General features: G+C 48.8%; 20 protein-coding genes, 1 tRNA gene and 1 riboswitch. Of the genes, 8 read left to right on the top strand and 13 right to left on the bottom strand.

What is annotated here, in order from left to right:
* The first annotated feature begins 27 nt into the window (after positions 1 to 27).
* Both OGY83_RS08130 and OGY83_RS08125 read left to right on the top strand, forming a co-directional pair.
* Positions 28 to 1,656 carry an ABC transporter substrate-binding protein gene (locus OGY83_RS08130; RefSeq protein ID WP_286635663.1) on the top strand — a complete coding sequence of 543 codons (1,629 nt, stop codon included), beginning with the start codon at positions 28 to 30 and terminating at the stop codon, positions 1,654 to 1,656.
* Between the two features lie 142 nt (positions 1,657 to 1,798).
* Positions 1,799 to 1,886, top strand: a tRNA-Ser gene (locus tag OGY83_RS08125).
* A 153-nt stretch (positions 1,887 to 2,039) separates the two neighbouring features.
* Here OGY83_RS08125 and OGY83_RS08120 read toward each other — a convergent pair.
* The 9 genes from OGY83_RS08120 to OGY83_RS25300 form a co-directional block, all read right to left on the bottom strand.
* Positions 2,040 to 2,843, bottom strand: coding sequence for a cytochrome c1 (locus tag OGY83_RS08120; protein ID WP_286635662.1), 804 nt, complete (start codon positions 2,841 to 2,843; stop codon positions 2,040 to 2,042).
* Positions 2,844 to 2,845: 2 nt separating this feature from the next.
* Positions 2,846 to 4,006 carry a cytochrome b gene (locus OGY83_RS08115; RefSeq protein WP_286635661.1) on the bottom strand — a complete coding sequence of 387 codons (1,161 nt, stop codon included), beginning with the start codon at positions 4,004 to 4,006 and terminating at the stop codon, positions 2,846 to 2,848.
* Position 4,007: 1 nt separating this feature from the next.
* A complete protein-coding gene (gene petA / locus OGY83_RS08110) occupies positions 4,008 to 4,559 on the bottom strand; it encodes a ubiquinol-cytochrome c reductase iron-sulfur subunit (RefSeq protein ID WP_003832018.1) in 552 nt (183 codons plus the stop codon).
* Positions 4,560 to 4,586: 27 nt separating this feature from the next.
* Positions 4,587 to 5,027, bottom strand: coding sequence for a pseudoazurin (locus OGY83_RS08105; RefSeq protein ID WP_286635660.1), 441 nt, complete (start codon positions 5,025 to 5,027; stop codon positions 4,587 to 4,589).
* A gap of 10 nt (positions 5,028 to 5,037) precedes the next feature.
* On the bottom strand, positions 5,038 to 5,853 hold the full coding sequence (locus OGY83_RS08100) for an ABC transporter ATP-binding protein (protein WP_286635659.1): 816 nt from the start codon (positions 5,851 to 5,853) through the stop codon (positions 5,038 to 5,040).
* A complete protein-coding gene (locus tag OGY83_RS08095; protein WP_286635658.1) occupies positions 5,850 to 6,917 on the bottom strand; it encodes a FecCD family ABC transporter permease in 1,068 nt (355 codons plus the stop codon). The genes OGY83_RS08100 and OGY83_RS08095 overlap by 4 nt, the downstream gene beginning before the upstream one ends.
* 66 nt (positions 6,918 to 6,983) lie before the next feature.
* Positions 6,984 to 8,039, bottom strand: coding sequence for an ABC transporter substrate-binding protein (locus OGY83_RS08090; RefSeq protein ID WP_286635657.1), 1,056 nt, complete (start codon positions 8,037 to 8,039; stop codon positions 6,984 to 6,986).
* Positions 8,040 to 8,260: 221 nt separating this feature from the next.
* Positions 8,261 to 8,483: riboswitch (cobalamin riboswitch) on the bottom strand.
* Positions 8,484 to 8,694: 211 nt separating this feature from the next.
* Positions 8,695 to 9,234: a GNAT family N-acetyltransferase gene (locus OGY83_RS08085; protein WP_172313150.1), complete on the bottom strand. Its 540-nt coding sequence runs from the start codon at positions 9,232 to 9,234 to the stop codon at positions 8,695 to 8,697.
* A gap of 103 nt (positions 9,235 to 9,337) precedes the next feature.
* Positions 9,338 to 9,496, bottom strand: a complete 159-nt coding sequence (locus tag OGY83_RS25300) for an AcrVA2 family anti-CRISPR protein (RefSeq protein WP_502873098.1) — start codon at positions 9,494 to 9,496, stop codon at positions 9,338 to 9,340.
* Here OGY83_RS25300 and OGY83_RS08080 point away from each other — a divergent pair.
* From OGY83_RS08080 to OGY83_RS08065, 4 genes are all read left to right on the top strand, one after another.
* A complete protein-coding gene (locus OGY83_RS08080) occupies positions 9,455 to 9,625 on the top strand; it encodes a hypothetical protein (RefSeq protein ID WP_158605713.1) in 171 nt (56 codons plus the stop codon). The two genes, OGY83_RS25300 and OGY83_RS08080, sit on opposite strands and share 42 nt — an antisense overlap.
* Before the next feature lie 99 nt (positions 9,626 to 9,724).
* A complete protein-coding gene (deoD, locus tag OGY83_RS08075; protein WP_079938014.1) occupies positions 9,725 to 10,432 on the top strand; it encodes a purine-nucleoside phosphorylase in 708 nt (235 codons plus the stop codon).
* A 38-nt stretch (positions 10,433 to 10,470) separates the two neighbouring features.
* Positions 10,471 to 11,625, top strand: a complete 1,155-nt coding sequence (gene tsgA / locus OGY83_RS08070; RefSeq protein WP_079938013.1) for an MFS transporter TsgA — start codon at positions 10,471 to 10,473, stop codon at positions 11,623 to 11,625.
* Positions 11,626 to 11,721: 96 nt separating this feature from the next.
* Positions 11,722 to 12,558, top strand: a complete 837-nt coding sequence (locus OGY83_RS08065; RefSeq protein ID WP_168978448.1) for a nucleoside-specific channel-forming Tsx family protein — start codon at positions 11,722 to 11,724, stop codon at positions 12,556 to 12,558.
* A 47-nt stretch (positions 12,559 to 12,605) separates the two neighbouring features.
* Here the strand turns inward: OGY83_RS08065 and OGY83_RS08060 are convergent, their stop codons facing one another.
* The 4 genes from OGY83_RS08060 to dsbA all read right to left on the bottom strand — a co-directional run bounded on the left by OGY83_RS08060 (position 12,606) and on the right by dsbA (position 15,455).
* Positions 12,606 to 13,292, bottom strand: a complete 687-nt coding sequence (locus OGY83_RS08060; protein ID WP_003832031.1) for a Crp/Fnr family transcriptional regulator — start codon at positions 13,290 to 13,292, stop codon at positions 12,606 to 12,608.
* A 121-nt stretch (positions 13,293 to 13,413) separates the two neighbouring features.
* Positions 13,414 to 13,707: a chaperone modulator CbpM gene (cbpM, locus tag OGY83_RS08055; protein WP_003832033.1), complete on the bottom strand. Its 294-nt coding sequence runs from the start codon at positions 13,705 to 13,707 to the stop codon at positions 13,414 to 13,416.
* Positions 13,707 to 14,627, bottom strand: coding sequence for a curved DNA-binding protein (gene cbpA / locus OGY83_RS08050; protein ID WP_079938010.1), 921 nt, complete (start codon positions 14,625 to 14,627; stop codon positions 13,707 to 13,709). Before cbpA ends, cbpM begins: the two co-directional genes overlap by 1 nt.
* Before the next feature lie 204 nt (positions 14,628 to 14,831).
* A complete protein-coding gene (dsbA, locus tag OGY83_RS08045) occupies positions 14,832 to 15,455 on the bottom strand; it encodes a thiol:disulfide interchange protein DsbA (protein WP_286635656.1) in 624 nt (207 codons plus the stop codon).
* Between the two features lie 395 nt (positions 15,456 to 15,850).
* Between dsbA and OGY83_RS08040 the strand changes: the two genes are divergently transcribed.
* On the top strand, positions 15,851 to 16,255 hold the full coding sequence (locus OGY83_RS08040) for a VOC family protein (protein WP_191212964.1): 405 nt from the start codon (positions 15,851 to 15,853) through the stop codon (positions 16,253 to 16,255).
* A 70-nt stretch (positions 16,256 to 16,325) separates the two neighbouring features.
* The gene (locus tag OGY83_RS08035) at positions 16,326 to 16,688 is read left to right on the top strand and encodes a hypothetical protein (protein WP_003832041.1); all 363 of its coding nucleotides are present in this window, start codon (positions 16,326 to 16,328) and stop codon (positions 16,686 to 16,688) included.
* Positions 16,689 to 16,709: the final 21 nt, after the last annotated feature.

Below are 16,709 nucleotides of genomic sequence, written 5' to 3'. Positions count from 1 at the left end.
ATAAAACAGAGCAATAAGGTAAAGGGAATGATTCAACATAAATCGAAGATATTGACGTTTACGCTGTTGGCTGTCTGTTTGATGTCTATAAACGGCGCGGTGAGGGCGGCAAATGTTCCAGCAGGAACATTACTTGCAGAAAAGCAGGAGCTGGTCAGAAACAACGGTAGTGAGCCGGCATCGCTGGATCCGCATAAAGTCGAAAGCAACGTTGAGTTTAATTTAATCAGCGATATGTTCGACGGTCTGGTGGCTGTTAAGCCGGATGGGTCTATCGAACCCCGTCTAGCCGCATCCTGGGAGAATAAAGGCAACACCGTCTGGACCTTCCATTTACGCCCGGGCATAACCTGGTCAGATGGATCTGCTATTACCGCACAGGATGTCGTCTGGAGCTGGCAGCGTCTGGTCTCGCCGCAAACGGCTTCACCTTATGCTTCGTATCTGGGCAATATGCATGTTGCGAACGCGGTTGATATTGCCCAGGGGAATAAAGATCCCGCTACACTAGGGGTCAAAGCCCTGGATGATACCACGCTGGAAATTACCCTGACGCAACCGACGGCGGCATTTCTGGCGATGCTGGCGCATCCATCGCTGGTCCCGCTGGATAAAGTGCTGATAGGCCGTTTTGGTGATAAGTGGACCCGGCCAGAACATTTTGTCAGCAGCGGGGCGTACAAACTATCGCAATGGGTGGTCAATGAGCGCATCGTTGCCGAGCGTAATCCACATTACTGGGACGATCGGAATACGGTTATTAATAAAGTTACTTATTTGCCCATTAGCTCAGAGTCGGCTGACGTAAATCGCTATAAGGCCGGTGAAATCGACATAGTGTATAGCGTACCGGTCAATCAGTTCGCGCAACTGAAAAAAACGATGGGGGATGAACTGCATGTCTCGCCCCAGCTTTCAACGTATTACTATCAGTTCAATACAACCCGCCCGCCGTTTAATGATCCGCGCGTGCGCCGGGCGCTGAATATGGCGTTGGATAAAGACATCATTGCGCAAAAGGTAATGGGACAGGGGCAGCGAGCAGCGTGGGTTATCAGCCAGCCGGAAATAGGTGGGGTGAAACTGCATGCGCCGGAGTATGCGTCATGGCCGCTTGAAAAACGTATTGCTGAAGCCAAAAAACTGCTTGCTGAAGCCGGTTTTGGTCCTGAGCATCCGCTTAGCTTGAATCTGCTCTACAACACCTTCGAAACGCACCAGCGTATTGCGATTGCCGCATCGTCGATGTGGAAGAAAAACCTTGGCGTCGAGGCGAAGCTGCAAAACCAGGAATGGAAAACCATGCTGGACACCATGCACACCGGTAATTTTGACGTCGTGCGCTATGCGTGGATAGCCGACTATGATGATGCCTCAAGTTTCCTCAATATTTTCCGTACCGGTGATAGCGAGAATACCACCAAGTACAGCAACCCCGCCTTTGATGAAGCGATGCGTAATGCGGCGAAAGCAACTTCGCTGGAAGAACGAGGCAAATACTATCAGCAGGCTGAAGACCTTTTAGGTGAGGATGTGCCAGCGATTCCGGTTTACCACTACGTCCGCACGCATCTCGTGAAGCCGTGGGTGGGGGGATTTGCGCCAGATAACCGGGGAAATTACTACACCAAAGATATGTACATCAAAAAACATTAAGCGCTATAGCCGGTATTCGTGCTGAATAAATGGTCAATCTGTTGTTATTTCAGTCGATTAACAACATTTTGGCTGTTTTTCAGGCAAACGAACACATTGGTGCTTTACAGGTCCGTTCGGGATGTTTATAGTGCGCCTCATTGGAAGCGTGGCCGAGCGGTTGAAGGCACCGGTCTTGAAAACCGGCGACCCGAAAGGGTTCTAGAGTTCGAATCTCTACGCTTCCGCCAAACATAAACCCCAAGCTATAAAATAGCTTGGGGTTTTTTCATTTTGCTCGGTTTATATTTTGCCTTCCTTTACTTGTCTTAGTCGCGCAAGGGCAACAGCGCAGCTGACCAGTTGAATGCTGGTGAACTGAGTAATCCCCCGTCTCGCAAGACCTACATGAGCGAACGCCTCTTCATTCGTCGTAATAGCCATAGCAAGCCCAACATAATAGCCAGATAGCCCATAACGTAATTTCCCTGTTGCTTGCGTTCAGAGAGCGCCGGGTCGGCAGCCCATGCCAGAAAGGCGGTAACATCCCTGGCGTATTGCTCCTCAGTTTCAGCTTTTTTCGACGCCGGGCTCCATTGGATCTCCCCACTCGTCAGCGGTTTTGGCATGTTAATCACACCGCCAGGAAAATAGCGATTAGCCTTCAGTTCAGGATCGGCAGGCAGATAGCCGGTTAGCAGCGCGTAAACGTAATCTGCCCCCTGGTCCGTGTAGGGCAAAAAAGCATCTAACAAAAATTGTGGGAATCCGCGATCGTATGAACGGGCACGGACGATATAGCTCAGGTCAACGGGTTCAGCGCCATTGTTAAGGTAGCGTGCTTCCTGCTCGTTTAGATATGGTGATATAAAGCTGTCATTTAGCGTACCGTCGCGCTCACTTATCTGGCCGTCATCCTGAATCGCAGGAAACTGATAGCCGCTGGCGATACTTCTCGCTTCTTCAACCGTGAGTTCCGGACCACCGGGCCTGGTCAACGTCCGAAAGGTAAGATGTTTCATGCCGTGACAAGCGCGACACTTCTCTTCATAAACCTGCAGGCCACGTCTAAGCTGTTCCTTATCATATTGACCGGTAATGCCGCTGAAGCTCCATTCCTGGCGTTCAGGCGTGGCTTCCTGCGCATATGAGGAACCCAGCCCCAACAGAGAAAAGAACAGGACGCTGAATTTCAATAGTTGTTTCATCCTCAATCCTGTTTTTCCAAAAAACGACGGCAAGGTAAGACGATTAAAAACCAGGCAAACCAAATCAGTGTCGAAAGCTGGGATGCGGCACGGATCCAGCCCTCTTCATTACGAAAGCCATCAAAAAGATCCGGGCCAACCAGCGCTTTCGACCCTAACCAGCCTAAAAAGAAGGCATTAATAACCCATAGCCAGAATCCGCACTTAACCAGTTTGCTGTAATGGCGAAAACGAGCCCGGGAAGTATCAAGCCAGGGTAGAAAATAGAAAATCAGTATTGAGCTGCACATCGCAGCTAGCCCCACGAATTCATTCGGGAAGCAGCGCAAGATAGAGAAGAAGGGAAGGAAATACCATTCTGGTGCAACAATCGCGGGTGTAATCGTTGGGTCCGCAGTAATAAAGTTGTCGGCGCTGCTCAGATAGTGCGGCGCGAAGAATAAAAACCAGGCGAAAACCATCAAAAAAAGAGTGATTTTGATAGCATCGAGATCGGTAATTTTGTAATCGAACAACAGGCTCCTGGACTCTTTCTCGCTAAACTTCTTTTTCATCGCCTGGGCAAACGCCGACTGTACGGTACGTATATGAATAACCGTGGCGACGACAATCACAAAGGGAAGAATAAAGTGGATAACAAAAAAGCGGCCAAGCATCGGCGTACCCGGCGTATGGCTGCCGACTAAATATGCGTAAAGCGTATCCCCTACCCATGGAATAGCCTGGGCAAAGCGGGTAATGACCGTTGCCGCCCAGTAGCTTTTTTGCCCCCAGATGAGGCTATAACCAAGAAACGCGGTCATCATCAGCAGGATATACAGCGTGACGCTAACCATCCACATTGTCGTCCAGGGCTTGCGGTAAACGTTGTAGTACATACCACGAAAAATATGCAGATAGCAGGCAAAGAAAAAGAGCGACGCGCCAATAGCATGCATGTTGCGTAACAGCTCTCCATGGCGAACCGCGCGCATAATATGAATAATGGAGTCAAATGCCAGCTCAGCCGTCGGCACGTAAAACATCGCCAGCACGATACCCGTAAGGATCTGCACCCCGAGCATAACCAGCAGGATAGCGCCGATTGCAAACACCCAGAGTCCAGCAACTGAGCGAGGGAAGGGGATACGTCCGCGAAGCGAACAGACAAGTTCATTCCTCATTTCAGGCTTCCTTCGTGCCGATACGCACGACCTGCCCATCGGAATGAATAACGTAGTCTGGGATTGCCAGGTTGGCAGTTGCGGGCCCGCGCGTCACGCGCCCGGAGGTATCAAACTCTGAACCGTGGCACGGACAGATCCAACCCATCCCCCCCGGTCGGGCGTTGGGTACACACCCGGCATGTGGGCAATAACCTTGAACCACCAGCCATTGAGGATGGGCTGCAGAGACCCTGGCGCTGTCTGGCTGTGGGTCGATAAGCGTATCCAGGTCGGCACTTCTGGCAGTAATAATTTCATCTGGGGTACGATGGTGTATAAGAATCAACCTTCCTTGCCATACACGTCTGACGGTTTGTCCAGCAGCAACACCTGCAAGAGAGACATCAATCGGTTCATTTTCCCCAAGCGTTTTTTCATCCGGGCCCAAGGCCGAAACCAGCGGCCAGACGGCAGCCGCGACGCCTGCGGCACCGACAAATTTAGTCAGTTTACACAGGCATTCCCTACGCTGTTCCTGGATTTCGCCATCTGGAAGTTTATTATCTGCCACCTCGTATACCTCCCTGAGTATCGCGGATTAACGTTTATCGATACGCGCGTAAATTTCCTGAAAGCGCTTGTCAGCAACACCCGGCGCTTTGAACGCGCGGTAGCTTTCTGGTAACGAGGTATCTCCAACCTTAATCAGCATCACCATGCCCTGAGCGTAATGCGGTGTACATTTGATGCCGTAAAACCCGGCATTGTCATAAGTAACTTCGATCTCTTCATCTATTTTTCCCATAAATCCAGGATAGCCAGCCGGAGACAATTCAGCGATTGAAGCCGCGTTGTGGCTCTTATGTTTACGGATAAACTTCACCGTATCCCCTGGCTGGATCTCCAGATAATCCGGCTCATAGACCATTGGTCCCCCAGCCCCACGATTTTTCATCAACACTTCGTGAGTTTGTGCGAAGGCAGAAGAGGCGAAGGCGAGTAAACACAAAATTTGCAGACTCTGTTTGAGGTATTTCATTGATTCTTCCTTAAAATTCATCAGGCCGTTGATAACGAATAAAACAATTTTCACTACCCGCATCCATTTCAATGATGGCGTCGATTCCAAACCAGGTGTGGAGGTTTTCGCGGGTAAAAACGGCGCAAGGTTTCCCCTGCATCGCCATATGTCCGGACGTCATTACGATGATGCGATCGCAGAACATCGCGGCGTGATTAAGATCGTGCAGAGCGGCAATCACCGTGAGCTTTTCACGTTTAACCAGACTCAGCAGGCTAATCTGATGTTGAATGTCGAGGTGGTTGGTGGGCTCATCCATCAGCAACAACTGCGGTTGTTGCGCCAGCGCCCGGGCGATATGCAGACGCTGTTTTTCTCCCCCTGAAAAGGTATGCCAGCAGCGATGCTGTAATTCACTGAGATCGACCTTTTCCAGCATAGTTTGCACAATATCGTCATCTTTAGCGGACCAGGGGGAGAGCAGGCTAAGCCAGGGTGTTCGCCCCAGAGAAACGGCTTGTAAAGCGGTAAGACGCTCGCTGGTGTCAGCCTGTTGTTCGACCAGCGCCACCTGTTGCGCAAGATGACGCCGCGAATAATGCTGTAGCGCCTTATGTTGCAGAGTGATGTACCCGGAGGTCGGCTTCAGCAAACCGGCCAGCAGTGAAATCAGTGACGTTTTGCCCGAGCCGTTGGGACCAATGATGCCGACAAACTCACCGGGCGTTACGCTGAGTGAAATGTCATCAACAATCGTCTTACCTTTAACCTTCCAGCGCAGATTACAGGCTTCAAGAACGGCTTGTGCAGAGTTCACAAGGGGAGATACGAGATTCACCGTCATTTGTTCTGGTTTCCTCTAATCAGAATGATTGAAAACGCAGGGGCGCCAACCAGAGCGGTGATCACGCCTATTGGTAGAACCTGACCGGGGAGTAACGTGCGGGAAATAACATCTGCGATAATGAGGAAAATCGCGCCGGTAAGCGCACTGACTGGCAGTAGTCGATGATGCTGGTTGCCGACCAGTAGACGAGCGGCATGTGGGATAACCAGACCGACAAAGCCGATCGCACCAACAATGGAGACCATAATTGCCGTCATGCCGGTGACGGCGGCAATCAGTACTGCACGGGTACGTTTTACTGGAATGCCCAACGATGCCGCAGACTCAGCGCCAAAGGAGAAGGCGTCGAGATGGCGGGCATAACAGAAGCACAGCGCAATACCGACCAGAGCGGTAGGAATGGCTAAGACAACATCGGGCCAGCGTACACCGCTCAAATTACCTAACAACCAGAACATAATTCCGCGCGCTTGCTCGGCATTTGCTGAGCGGGTGATGATAAGCGACGTAATTGCATTGAAAAGCTGCGAGCTGGCGATGCCGGCAAGAATGATTTGGGTTGTCACACCGCCGCCTTGTCTACCGCCAGCAGCCATTGCCAATAGTGCAACGAACATAAATGCCGTTAGCGCGCCAATGAAAGCCCCCAATGACATGCTGATAATGCCGGCCCCAAGCCCGGTGAGAGCAATCAGCACCGCTCCGGTGGATGCTCCGGCAGAAATCCCCAGTAGATAAGGTTCGGCGAGTGCATTGCGTAGCAACGACTGTAACACTACGCCGGAAACAGCCAGGCAGGCACCGCAACTGGCAGAGACCAGCGCTCGGGTCAGGCGATAGTTCCAGACGATCCCAGCATCCAGCGCATCGACAGGATAGTGGGTATCAAAAAGATGATTTGCCAGCGTACTGAGTACATGCCGCCAGGGGATCAGCGTTTCGCCGATGGAAATCCCCGCCAGCAGTACGCAGCACATCAGCGCACTGACCCAGACGGCATGCCCACCGACTCTCACCGCAAGCAGACCAAGGGCACGACGCATCCTGCGTGGATCACTCATGATTATCTGCGTTCCTGAGTAACAGAGATGCGCTATACCGTGCGAGGATATAGCGCAAAACGTAGATTAATGAGCAGCCTGCGGATGCGCTAAGCCATATTCAACAAGGGCATCAGCCAGTTTTTCCAGCCCATCAATAGTTCTGATCCCAGCATTCATTGTCTGTACGTCAATGACCGGCAGATGGTTTTCCTTAACGGCAGGAACCAGCCTGGTGACAGGATCGGACTTGAGGTATTCCATCTTGACCTTCCAGTCATCTGCCGGGAAGCGGCGACGGCTCATCTCGCCGAGCACAATGACAGAAGGATTAGCTTTAGCGATAGTTTCCCAGCCCACTGTTGGCCATTCTTCGGCAGAATCAATCACATTCTTCACACCCAGTGTTTGGGTTATCCATGCTGCTGGGCCAAACTTCCCGGCAACGTAAGGATCGAGCTGTAAATCGGCGCTTGAAAACCAGAACACGGCAGAAACATTCTTATCAATACCGGTAATTTTATTTTTCGCTGCGGCTTCACGTGCTTTAAGGCTGGCAATCAGCGCTTCGCCTTTATCCTGAACATCGAAGATTTTTGCCAGATCGGCGACTTCCTGATACACCATGGTGATATCAAACATCCCTTTACGGACACCATCACCACCATCTTCGTTATCTTTCGCACAGTCAGCTGGCGCGGTGTAAACAGGAACTTTCAGTTCACTAAACTGTTCATAAGAGGCAACCGTGCCAGCGGGTCCGATTTGCCACTCAAACTGACTGGCGACCAGATCCGGTTTTTTAGCCAAAATTCCTTCAAAGCTCGGAATATTTTGTGCAATAACGGCAACTTTTTCATTTTCTGTTTTATAGGCATCCAGTACCGGGCCAAACCACAGTGAAGTACCGACGACGCGATCGGCAAGCCCTAATGAATAGAGAATCTCGGTACTGTTCTGACCCACCGTTGCCACGCGCGTTGGTGCCTGATTAAAGGTAATATCGTGACCACAGTTTTTAATCGTCAGAGGATATTCGGTTTTTGCCGCGTCAGAAAAACCGGAAGCGAGCAGTAGAGCAGTGGTACTAAAAACTGCCAGAAGCGTTTTTTTAGAGGAGTAAAAGGTAGAATTAGCGTGCATTGTCATCGTCCCGTTGATGCCAGAATCTTAAGGTCTGGTCATGGCTCATTTCATTCCATATATCGGGAGGAGACATGAAGATAGATGACATTGAATCGTGAAATTTAAGAATGAAGATATGCAAAAAATGCAAATAATTCTGACTTAGCCAAAATCTTATTCATAAATACACTACTGCTTGTGTCAAATAATTCATCCCATGGACCATCCCGTCCACTCAATGGTATACATCGTTGACAGCAGGTCTCCTGACTCACGGTAATCAGAATATCAGCCTTCCCATAAAGATAAACTTTACAGTGACCAGTGGTTTATTAGCCACACAAGGATATTCTGCATCCGCCTACAGTTGCGGGGGCAGTTATGGAATTGAATTAAATAATTCTCACCATATTCCTATTCATACACAAAATGTAATGAAATGCTGTCGAAAGCGACTCTAACGGCAATTGTTAACAAGGTCAACCATGGAATGTAAGAGGTAAAAAGATAATGCTATTCTAAAAATAATAAGTAAAAACAATGCATTGCATACATATTGCTTTGCGTGATGCTATAAATGAAAATAACAACAGAAAGCTAAATGAGAATTGATTGATGTTGATCAAATTAAAAGCATGATTCAATCTCTACGCATAAAACATATTGATTACCATCAAAAATGCTGCGGATTAGCGTTTGAGTCCTTTTTTGGCGTGCTCTCCATATGTACCAATTGCCATTCATCCTGCATATCCATAATCACCTTAAAATTTTTACGCAACCAGAAGTGATAACCTCCTGGTAAAAAATGATGGGTATGAAGATACAAAATTTTATATTGATGTTGCTGGCAGAAACCATCTGCTAAAGCAAACAATTGGCTGCCAATCCCCTGTCTACGATAGCGCTCATCCACGTAGCAACGACAAATTTCTGCCGTTTCACGCAAGTTATAGCGACCACGCAGTTCAGTAATACGATCATTATATTGACATACCGCCAGTGTGGCGATTAATTCTTGTTTTTCACTCCATGCGCAAAGCAATAAATTCCTTTCCTGTAACAGATACTGTTGTTCGAGATCAAAGAGATCTTCTTCGGCAGAAGGCATGGATCTACCGGCCTTGAAGAACAAATTAAGATGCTCAATAAGGAACGACTGAACAGCAGGAATATCGGCGTGAGTCATCTCACTAAATCTAAATGGGATCATGGCATGCATAACTCAATCTTAGAATGGAAAACGATAATAACAATAAGCTTCCTTTAAAAACAATATTGAGCGGTAAGAGACAGAAATGCAATTATCTATGGCGCTATTCTGCATACGAATTATAAATATGAATCCTAAGTCCCTGCTGCTGGCGACGGTAGTGGCCGCGCCGCTGGTGGGGGGATTTGGGGGGACCACAATCGGATGGTGAGGCGCTTTCTTGCGCCTGGTTCTCGTCGCAGTCCTCGCCTTTATCTGGCAGTGCGCGTTTGCCATGAGCAACGTACTGCTTCTGTGCGCCGGGGCGCTGACGTTATTCACCGTACGCCAGAAGGCCAACACGCTGTGTTCCGTTTTACCACATACCTGCACCACAAACTTTCAAAAATGAGAGGCCGATCCTCTGAGCAGGACTTTTGTCCTCAATCGCCTCACAAGCGTCTGGTTACAATCCCTGCATATTTTCAATACCCATAATTCAGGAATTGTTATGACTGCACATATTAATGCTAAAGCGGGTGATTTTGCGCCAACTGTAATTATGCCGGGCGATCCGCTCCGTGCTAAGTTTATTGCCGAAAATTATCTAATGGATTACCGCGAAGTCACCAATGTACGTAATATGCTGGGCTATACCGGTTTATATTTTGGGCAACCTGTTTCGGTGATGGGACATGGAATGGGCATTCCTTCAATGACGCTTTATGCCCATGAACTGGTACATGATTTTGGTGTGCAAAGAATTATTCGCGTCGGCAGTTTAGGGGCTACACAACACCATGTCAAAATGCGCGATATTATCCTGGCCGTCGCTGCCGGAACGGATTCAGTCACAAATCTTAAACGTAGCGCGGGCTACGCGATGGCAACATCCGCCCATTTCCCATTATTGCAGCAGGCGTGGACGCTGGCGCAGAAGGCCGGTATCGATATTAAAGTCGGCAATGTTTTTAGCGGCGATCTTTATTACGATCCTGACGAGAATTTAATCCCTGCACTGGAAAAATTTGGTGTGCTCGGTGTGGATATGGAAGTGGCAGGGTTATACGCGTTAGCACACCAGTTTAATATTGAAGCGCTGGCTATATTAACCGTATCCGATCATTGCCTGACAGGAGAAGAAACCACGGCAGAAGAACGGCAGTTAACCTTTAAAAATATGATAGAGCTGGCGCTAAATACAGCCGTTACCGCTTAGTTTCGGCTTTTAATTGAACCAATCAGAGATGGCATTATATGAAGAATAAAATAGCACTTACGCTGATTAGTTTTCTGGCAAATTTCATTATGGCAGGGTTTGCCAGTCAGTTTGGCATGCTGATTGAACCGATTGCACTACGCTACAGTGCCGACGTGAATACCGTCGCTTCGATATTTTCGTTGCTGAACGGTGGGGCGTTAGCCGGAACCATCGCCGCTTTTTTCCTGATTGAGAAAATCGGTGTGAAGCGTATGACGCTGATTATCTATTCGATAGTGTTCCTTTGCGCTCTGGCAATGCACTTAAGCCCTGGCTTATGGCCGGTGATGGTCGCCATGACCCTGGTGGGTTTTTGCGGCGGGATTGGTCTGTGCGTGGCGGGAACAATCGTGGTTTCGGTCTGGCAGGATCGTATTCAAAGTACGATGCTGGTGGTGCAGGACGCCACCTTTAACGTCGCGGGTGTAGTTTTCCCGCTGATCACCACCTTCGCCCTGACGCACAATATGTCGTGGAGTTACAGCTATCTGAGCGTGGGTATGGTGGCCTTACTCACGCTGGGCGTTGTGGCGCTCACCCGGTTTACTGCCTGTGAAACGGCTCCCGCGGCAGATCGGACAGACAAGGTGAAATCGGAGTGGAATCCAGGGATCATCAGCGGAGGCATTGGCTTGTTCTTAGGCATGCTGGCGCTGTATACCTTCCTGACCTGGGCACCCTTATTTGTGAAGAACAAATTTGGTATTCCCTTTGAAGAAGCAGGAAATATTATTACGCAATATTGGGGCGCTGCGCTGGTCGGGGCATTAGTATCAACCGTCATTGTTTCTCGGGTTAAGATACATTATTTCCTGTTAAGTATTATTCTGCTGGCAAGTGTTATTACCACGATTATCGTCACGAAGGATAATATCTCCGGACTTGATTATCTGGCCTACAGTTACGGGTTTGTCTGTGCTGCGCTGTATAACTCATTTATTGCCTACGGTGTTTCTTTCGTGAAGCGTGCGAGCAGTCAAAACGTTTCTTATATTTTAATTAGCGGCAGTGCCGGGGCCATGTTTAGTCCGGCGATCAGTGCGCTCATGGAGAAAACAATGGGATTGCAAAAAATTATGTATGCAATACCGGTGTTGTATTTAATTATCTTTGTCATGTTGATGGGGACATTAAAACTCAAACGTAATTAAAAGCACTAATAACACTTACCTCTTTAATTAAATAGCCAGTCGCCACACCATTTATATGGTGGGGCGATACTCAACCTTACTCAAAGGAATTGAAAAATGCTGAAAAAGAATAAATTGATGATTAAAAAAACAATCCTGGGTGCAGTAGTGGCAATGAGCTGTATGCAAGCATTTGCGGCTGATTATACCGATGGCAACATCCGTAAAAATGATTTTAACTGGATGCAGATGAACTTAATGCAAAGTGTGGATGCGAAAGTGCCATATGGTATTCGTAATGACACCTATCTGGAACTGGAGTTTGGTGCGCGCTCTGGAATTATAGATCTGTACGGTTATGTGGATTTCTTTGATATTTTGGATCGCGAACAGGACGATCGTCACGGTGGTGATAACTTCTTTGCCAAGATATCTCCACGTTTTTCCCTGGACGCCATTTTTAATAAAGATTTATCCGTTGGACCGTTTAACGAATTCTATATCGCAACGGTAAATAACATTGGCGACCGGGAATTATTTGAACATTACGTTGGTCTGGGTACGGATGTGAAGGTCCCGTGGTTTGGGATGGTGGGAATGAATATCTATGCGCACTACGTTCGTGAAAACTACGGTGCGGATAACGAAGGAAAGTGGGATGGCTACATGTTCTCAACGAACTGGTCGACACCGTTCTATACCTTTGCCAACGGCAGTTATCTGAACTATCAGGGGTACTTTGACTACCAGTTCGCCGCGAACAAGATTGCTAATCAACCGTTATACAGCAACAACGCGATTGAATGGTATAACGGTATCTACTGGCATTCAGAGCACTATGCAGTCGGTTATGGCCTGAAGTATTTCCGTAACATGGCATTGATGGAAAACCATGGCGGTGCGGGGCGTACCACCGGGCTCGGTCACTATTTCAACCTCACCTATAAGTTCTGATTGCGCCGAAATGACACACCAATGCTCTGTTTGCGAGGATTGGTGTGTCAGTCAATGATGTCATTGCCGAGAAATTTACGCAGCCCATCCAGATCCTTAATTTCCAGTCCTTGCTTCGTTCGCGTTACCAGCCCGGCATCCGTCAGCGCTTTAACCGCCCGTCGATAGACCCGATCGGTAGTGCCGAATCGCTCAGCTTCCTGGTATTTTTTATGGAAACCGTCCATCGGCTGCTTGTTCTGATGCTGGCGATACAGGTCATACGCCACATTATGTACGATAGGGTAGAGCATCCGGTGCAGGAAGATTTCCAGCATATCCTGATAATCAATCGCCATTGCACTGGCAAAAAATATCGCCAGTCTCGGGTGCTGATTCAGCGCTTCCTCCAGACGGTCGCAGCTGCATACCGCTACGGTCAGTGGTTCTTCCGCGACGATATCAAGCTGGCAGCGATATCCGGTAAAAAACTCCATTTCACCAAACAGTTGCTCGTCGCATTCCATGGCGCCCAACTGGAATCGGCGACCATTCTCCGCGCTGTAACGCAGCGAAATTCTTCCAGATTGCACCATGATCAGTCGATCGACAACCTGTCCCTGGCGGTAGAGATACTCATCTTCCTGGATAATCTGCGTTTCAGAGAGTAGCTCCTGAAATATCTTCTCAATTAAGGCATCATCCTGCTGCCAGATATTGTGAAAACGACCTTTTGTGAGGGGTTTAAGCTGCATGACTCAACGTCTTATTGTTTAAGATAAATCTTATCTCAGACTGTATGCCATCTGCTGGGCAATGTCATTAAGAGCGCGGGACGGATAATAAAAGGACCAGCACCATGCTGGTCCTGACACACTAAGGATGGCTGATAAAGCGAGACAGCCGCTGGCGCAGCAGGCGGTTTTCCTGGCGCAACTGAGCATTCTCTTCCAGCAACGTCAGCGCAACGGCAATCCCTGGCCAGTCAAGTTCCAGCTCCTGACGCAGGCGCACCGCGCGACGCATTACGGTCAGCGCATGATCGTCAAACGTCTCGTCTTCATGGGGTTCTATCACCCCCAAGCCGACAATCTCATGCAGTTCTTCTTCTGACACACCGGTGTACAGACAAAATTCGGTAATGGTAAAAGTGACGGTAACGTTAGCCATTATGCTTTCCCCCACTCTTTGCGCGGATCAAAGGCCTTTTGTGCATCCGCCAGTTGTTGCCACAGGGCGGCACTGGCGTCGTCAGGTTTCGGTGGCATGACGATCTTGATCACCGCATACAAATCGCCGGTATGTTTTTTACTTACCAGACCCTTGCCCTTAATGCGTAGCCGCTGACCGGCCTGACTGCCTGCAGGAATGGTCAGCAGGATGCTCTCTTTCAGCGTCGGAACGGTTACTTTCGCACCCAGCGCAGCTTCCCAAGGCGCGAGGGGAACGACTACTTCCAGATCCTGATTAACAATATCGAACAGCGGATGCGGCGCAATATGAATCACCAGCCACAAATCACCGTTCGGCCCACCGTTTTCGCCGGGGGTGCCCTGGCCTTTCAGACGGATACGCTGACCGTTACCGACGCCAGCCGGAATTTTCACATTCAGCGTTTTAGGAATTTCTCGTTCTACCATGCCAAACGCATTGTAGACTGGCAGGTTGTAACTGATAGTGCGGCTATGCTCAGCAAGCGTTTCTTCGAGGAATACGGCAACTTCTATTTCGATGTCGTGCCCGCGGCTGGCAGGGCGCTGGCGCGACTGGTGCGCACGCTGACCAAAAATAGAGGAGAAGATATCGTCGAAATCTTCGGCGCTGTAGCTTTGATTCTCTCCTTGCTGGAATTGACGGCTGAACTGTGGGTCGTTGCGGTGCTGCCACAGCTGATCGTACTCGGCGCGTCGCTGTTCATCACTCAGTACTTCCCAGGCTTCCGCAACCTCTTTAAACCGGGCCTCTGCGTCAGTCTCTTTGCTGACATCAGGATGGTATTTACGGGCGAGTCGACGATAGGCGGTCTTGATTGTCTTGAGATCGTCTGTCGGTTTCACGCCCATAATGGCGTAATAATCCTTTAATTCCATAGCGTTCTCTCGTGTAAATCAACACTTGCAGAAGATGAACCCTGACAACAGGTATCACCGCTAAGTTTAGGGTAATCCTGATAACGGCGAATGCCAACCGGGAAGGGAGGATATTGCGATAAACGATGCGGTTGCGCACCACCAACAGCGCATTTAACGTTATAGCGTCTGTTGTGTGGTGCGAAAAGTGAGATTAGCTAAACATCAGGATTTAGTGATCAGGAAGCGGACCGTATCAGCATAGTTTCGCACGAATGCATTAAGGTCATCTGACTTCAGTCCTTTTGGATTGATCATATACTTTCCGTTGATGAAAATGGCGGGCACACCGGTTAAATCAACTGCCTTCACCATTTCTTGCTGCTTAGCGGTTAGTGATTTCACGGCAAAGCTATTCCATGCCGCATCATAATCACTGGCGCTGACGCCCGCGCTGATAAATACGTTACGAATATCGTCCGCTGTTTTAACGGTTTGTTTTTTCTGAACGGCATCAAAAAGCAACGGTTTAACTTTATCTTGTACGTTCAACAGCATGGCGACGGACCAGGCGTGTGTCATGTCTTGTCCCAGAGGACCTAAAAAGTCGACGTGGTATTCGGTGAGTTTGACATCAGCAGGCAATACTTTTTTCACGTTATCAGTGATTTCAAAAACTTCATCGTACTGATAACAGGAAGGGCAGTAGAATGAGAAAAACTTCAGCGCCGCCGGGGCGGAAGCGACGGGTTTTTCCAGGGTGATATACTCTTTACCGTTGGTAAATGATGCTGCCTGAGCGCTAACTGTAAAAAGTAACCCAATCAGGGGTAATAAATATTTTTTCATTTCCATATACTCTAAATAACATTTAATAAACAAATCTTCTGCTAATGAATACGTTATTCATTGCGTTTGGATATAATAAGGAAATCCCCTAAAAATGCGCTACCCCTTACTTTCATTTACGCATTAGTACGTAACGGGCATTATTTGTGTGCTGCCATGGAAATATCTGCATGCATTCTTCGTAAATAGTGAATGATAACTTCCGTGATATTTTTAGGGGTGTTTTTAGCAATGTTATAGTGTAATAAATAAAGACGGGAATATGATTAATTATCATTTCGTTTTTAAAGCGTGAATTGCAAGTTGTTGCGCTAAGTTCTGCAAATACCCCGTAGAATTTCTTTTTCTTGTCGCGCGTGAATGAATAGGGTAAGTGTCAGAGATGAGCAACCCAAATGGATGTCGCTATGATCGACCACCTGGATCACCTGGTACTAACCACCAATCATGAAGAGGCTTGCGTTCGTTTCTATGTTGAGCTTTTGGGCATGAGGTTGGAAACTTTCGCGCAAGGTCGGAAAGCCTTCGTCTTTGGCAATCAGAAAATCAATCTCCACATTCGGGGAAAAGAGTTTGAACCCAAAGCCTACGCGCCAACGCCGGGGGCACTGGATTTGTGTTTTATCACCACGCGTACGCTGGAAGAGGTGATGGAGACGTTTCAAACCCACGGAGTCGAGATTATTGAAGGGCCCGTTGTACGAACCGGTGCGACAGGACCTATTCGCTCAGTTTATGTCAGGGATCCCGATCTCAATCTGATTGAAATCGCGGTATATCCCGCTGATGGCAGGACATAACTTTACAGCGTAAAGGTTGCCAAAAACCGGCGAGTGGTTAAGATAACTCGCATCAATGAGTGAGGGTATAATGGCGAAACGTCAACGGATGGGATGGTGGTTCCTCTGTCTGGCATGTGTTGTGGTGATGGTTTGCACCGCACAACGCATGGCGGGCCTGCACGCGTTGCAGATGGATACTGCTGTTACAAGCGTTGCCGCCAGCGCGCAAGTGCAGACCGACGAGGCCTCACCCGTTACCCCTTGTGAACTGAGCGCGAAGTCATTACTGGCTGCGCCGCCCGTACTGTTTGAAGGCGCTATTCTGGTGCTGTGCCTGCTGTTGTCGTTGCTGGCGCCAGTGCGGGCGTTTCGTCTACCTTTTTTCCCACCGCGAGCCATATCGCCGCCCACTCTCCGGGTGCATCTCCGATTTTGCGTCTTCCGTGAATGACAGAACAGCCGTTGCTGACTG

This window comes from Citrobacter sp. Cpo090, assembly GCF_030332665.1.
GTDB classification, from domain to species: domain Bacteria; phylum Pseudomonadota; class Gammaproteobacteria; order Enterobacterales; family Enterobacteriaceae; genus Citrobacter; species Citrobacter portucalensis.
This window is presented reverse-complemented; position numbering and strand designations above follow the sequence as displayed.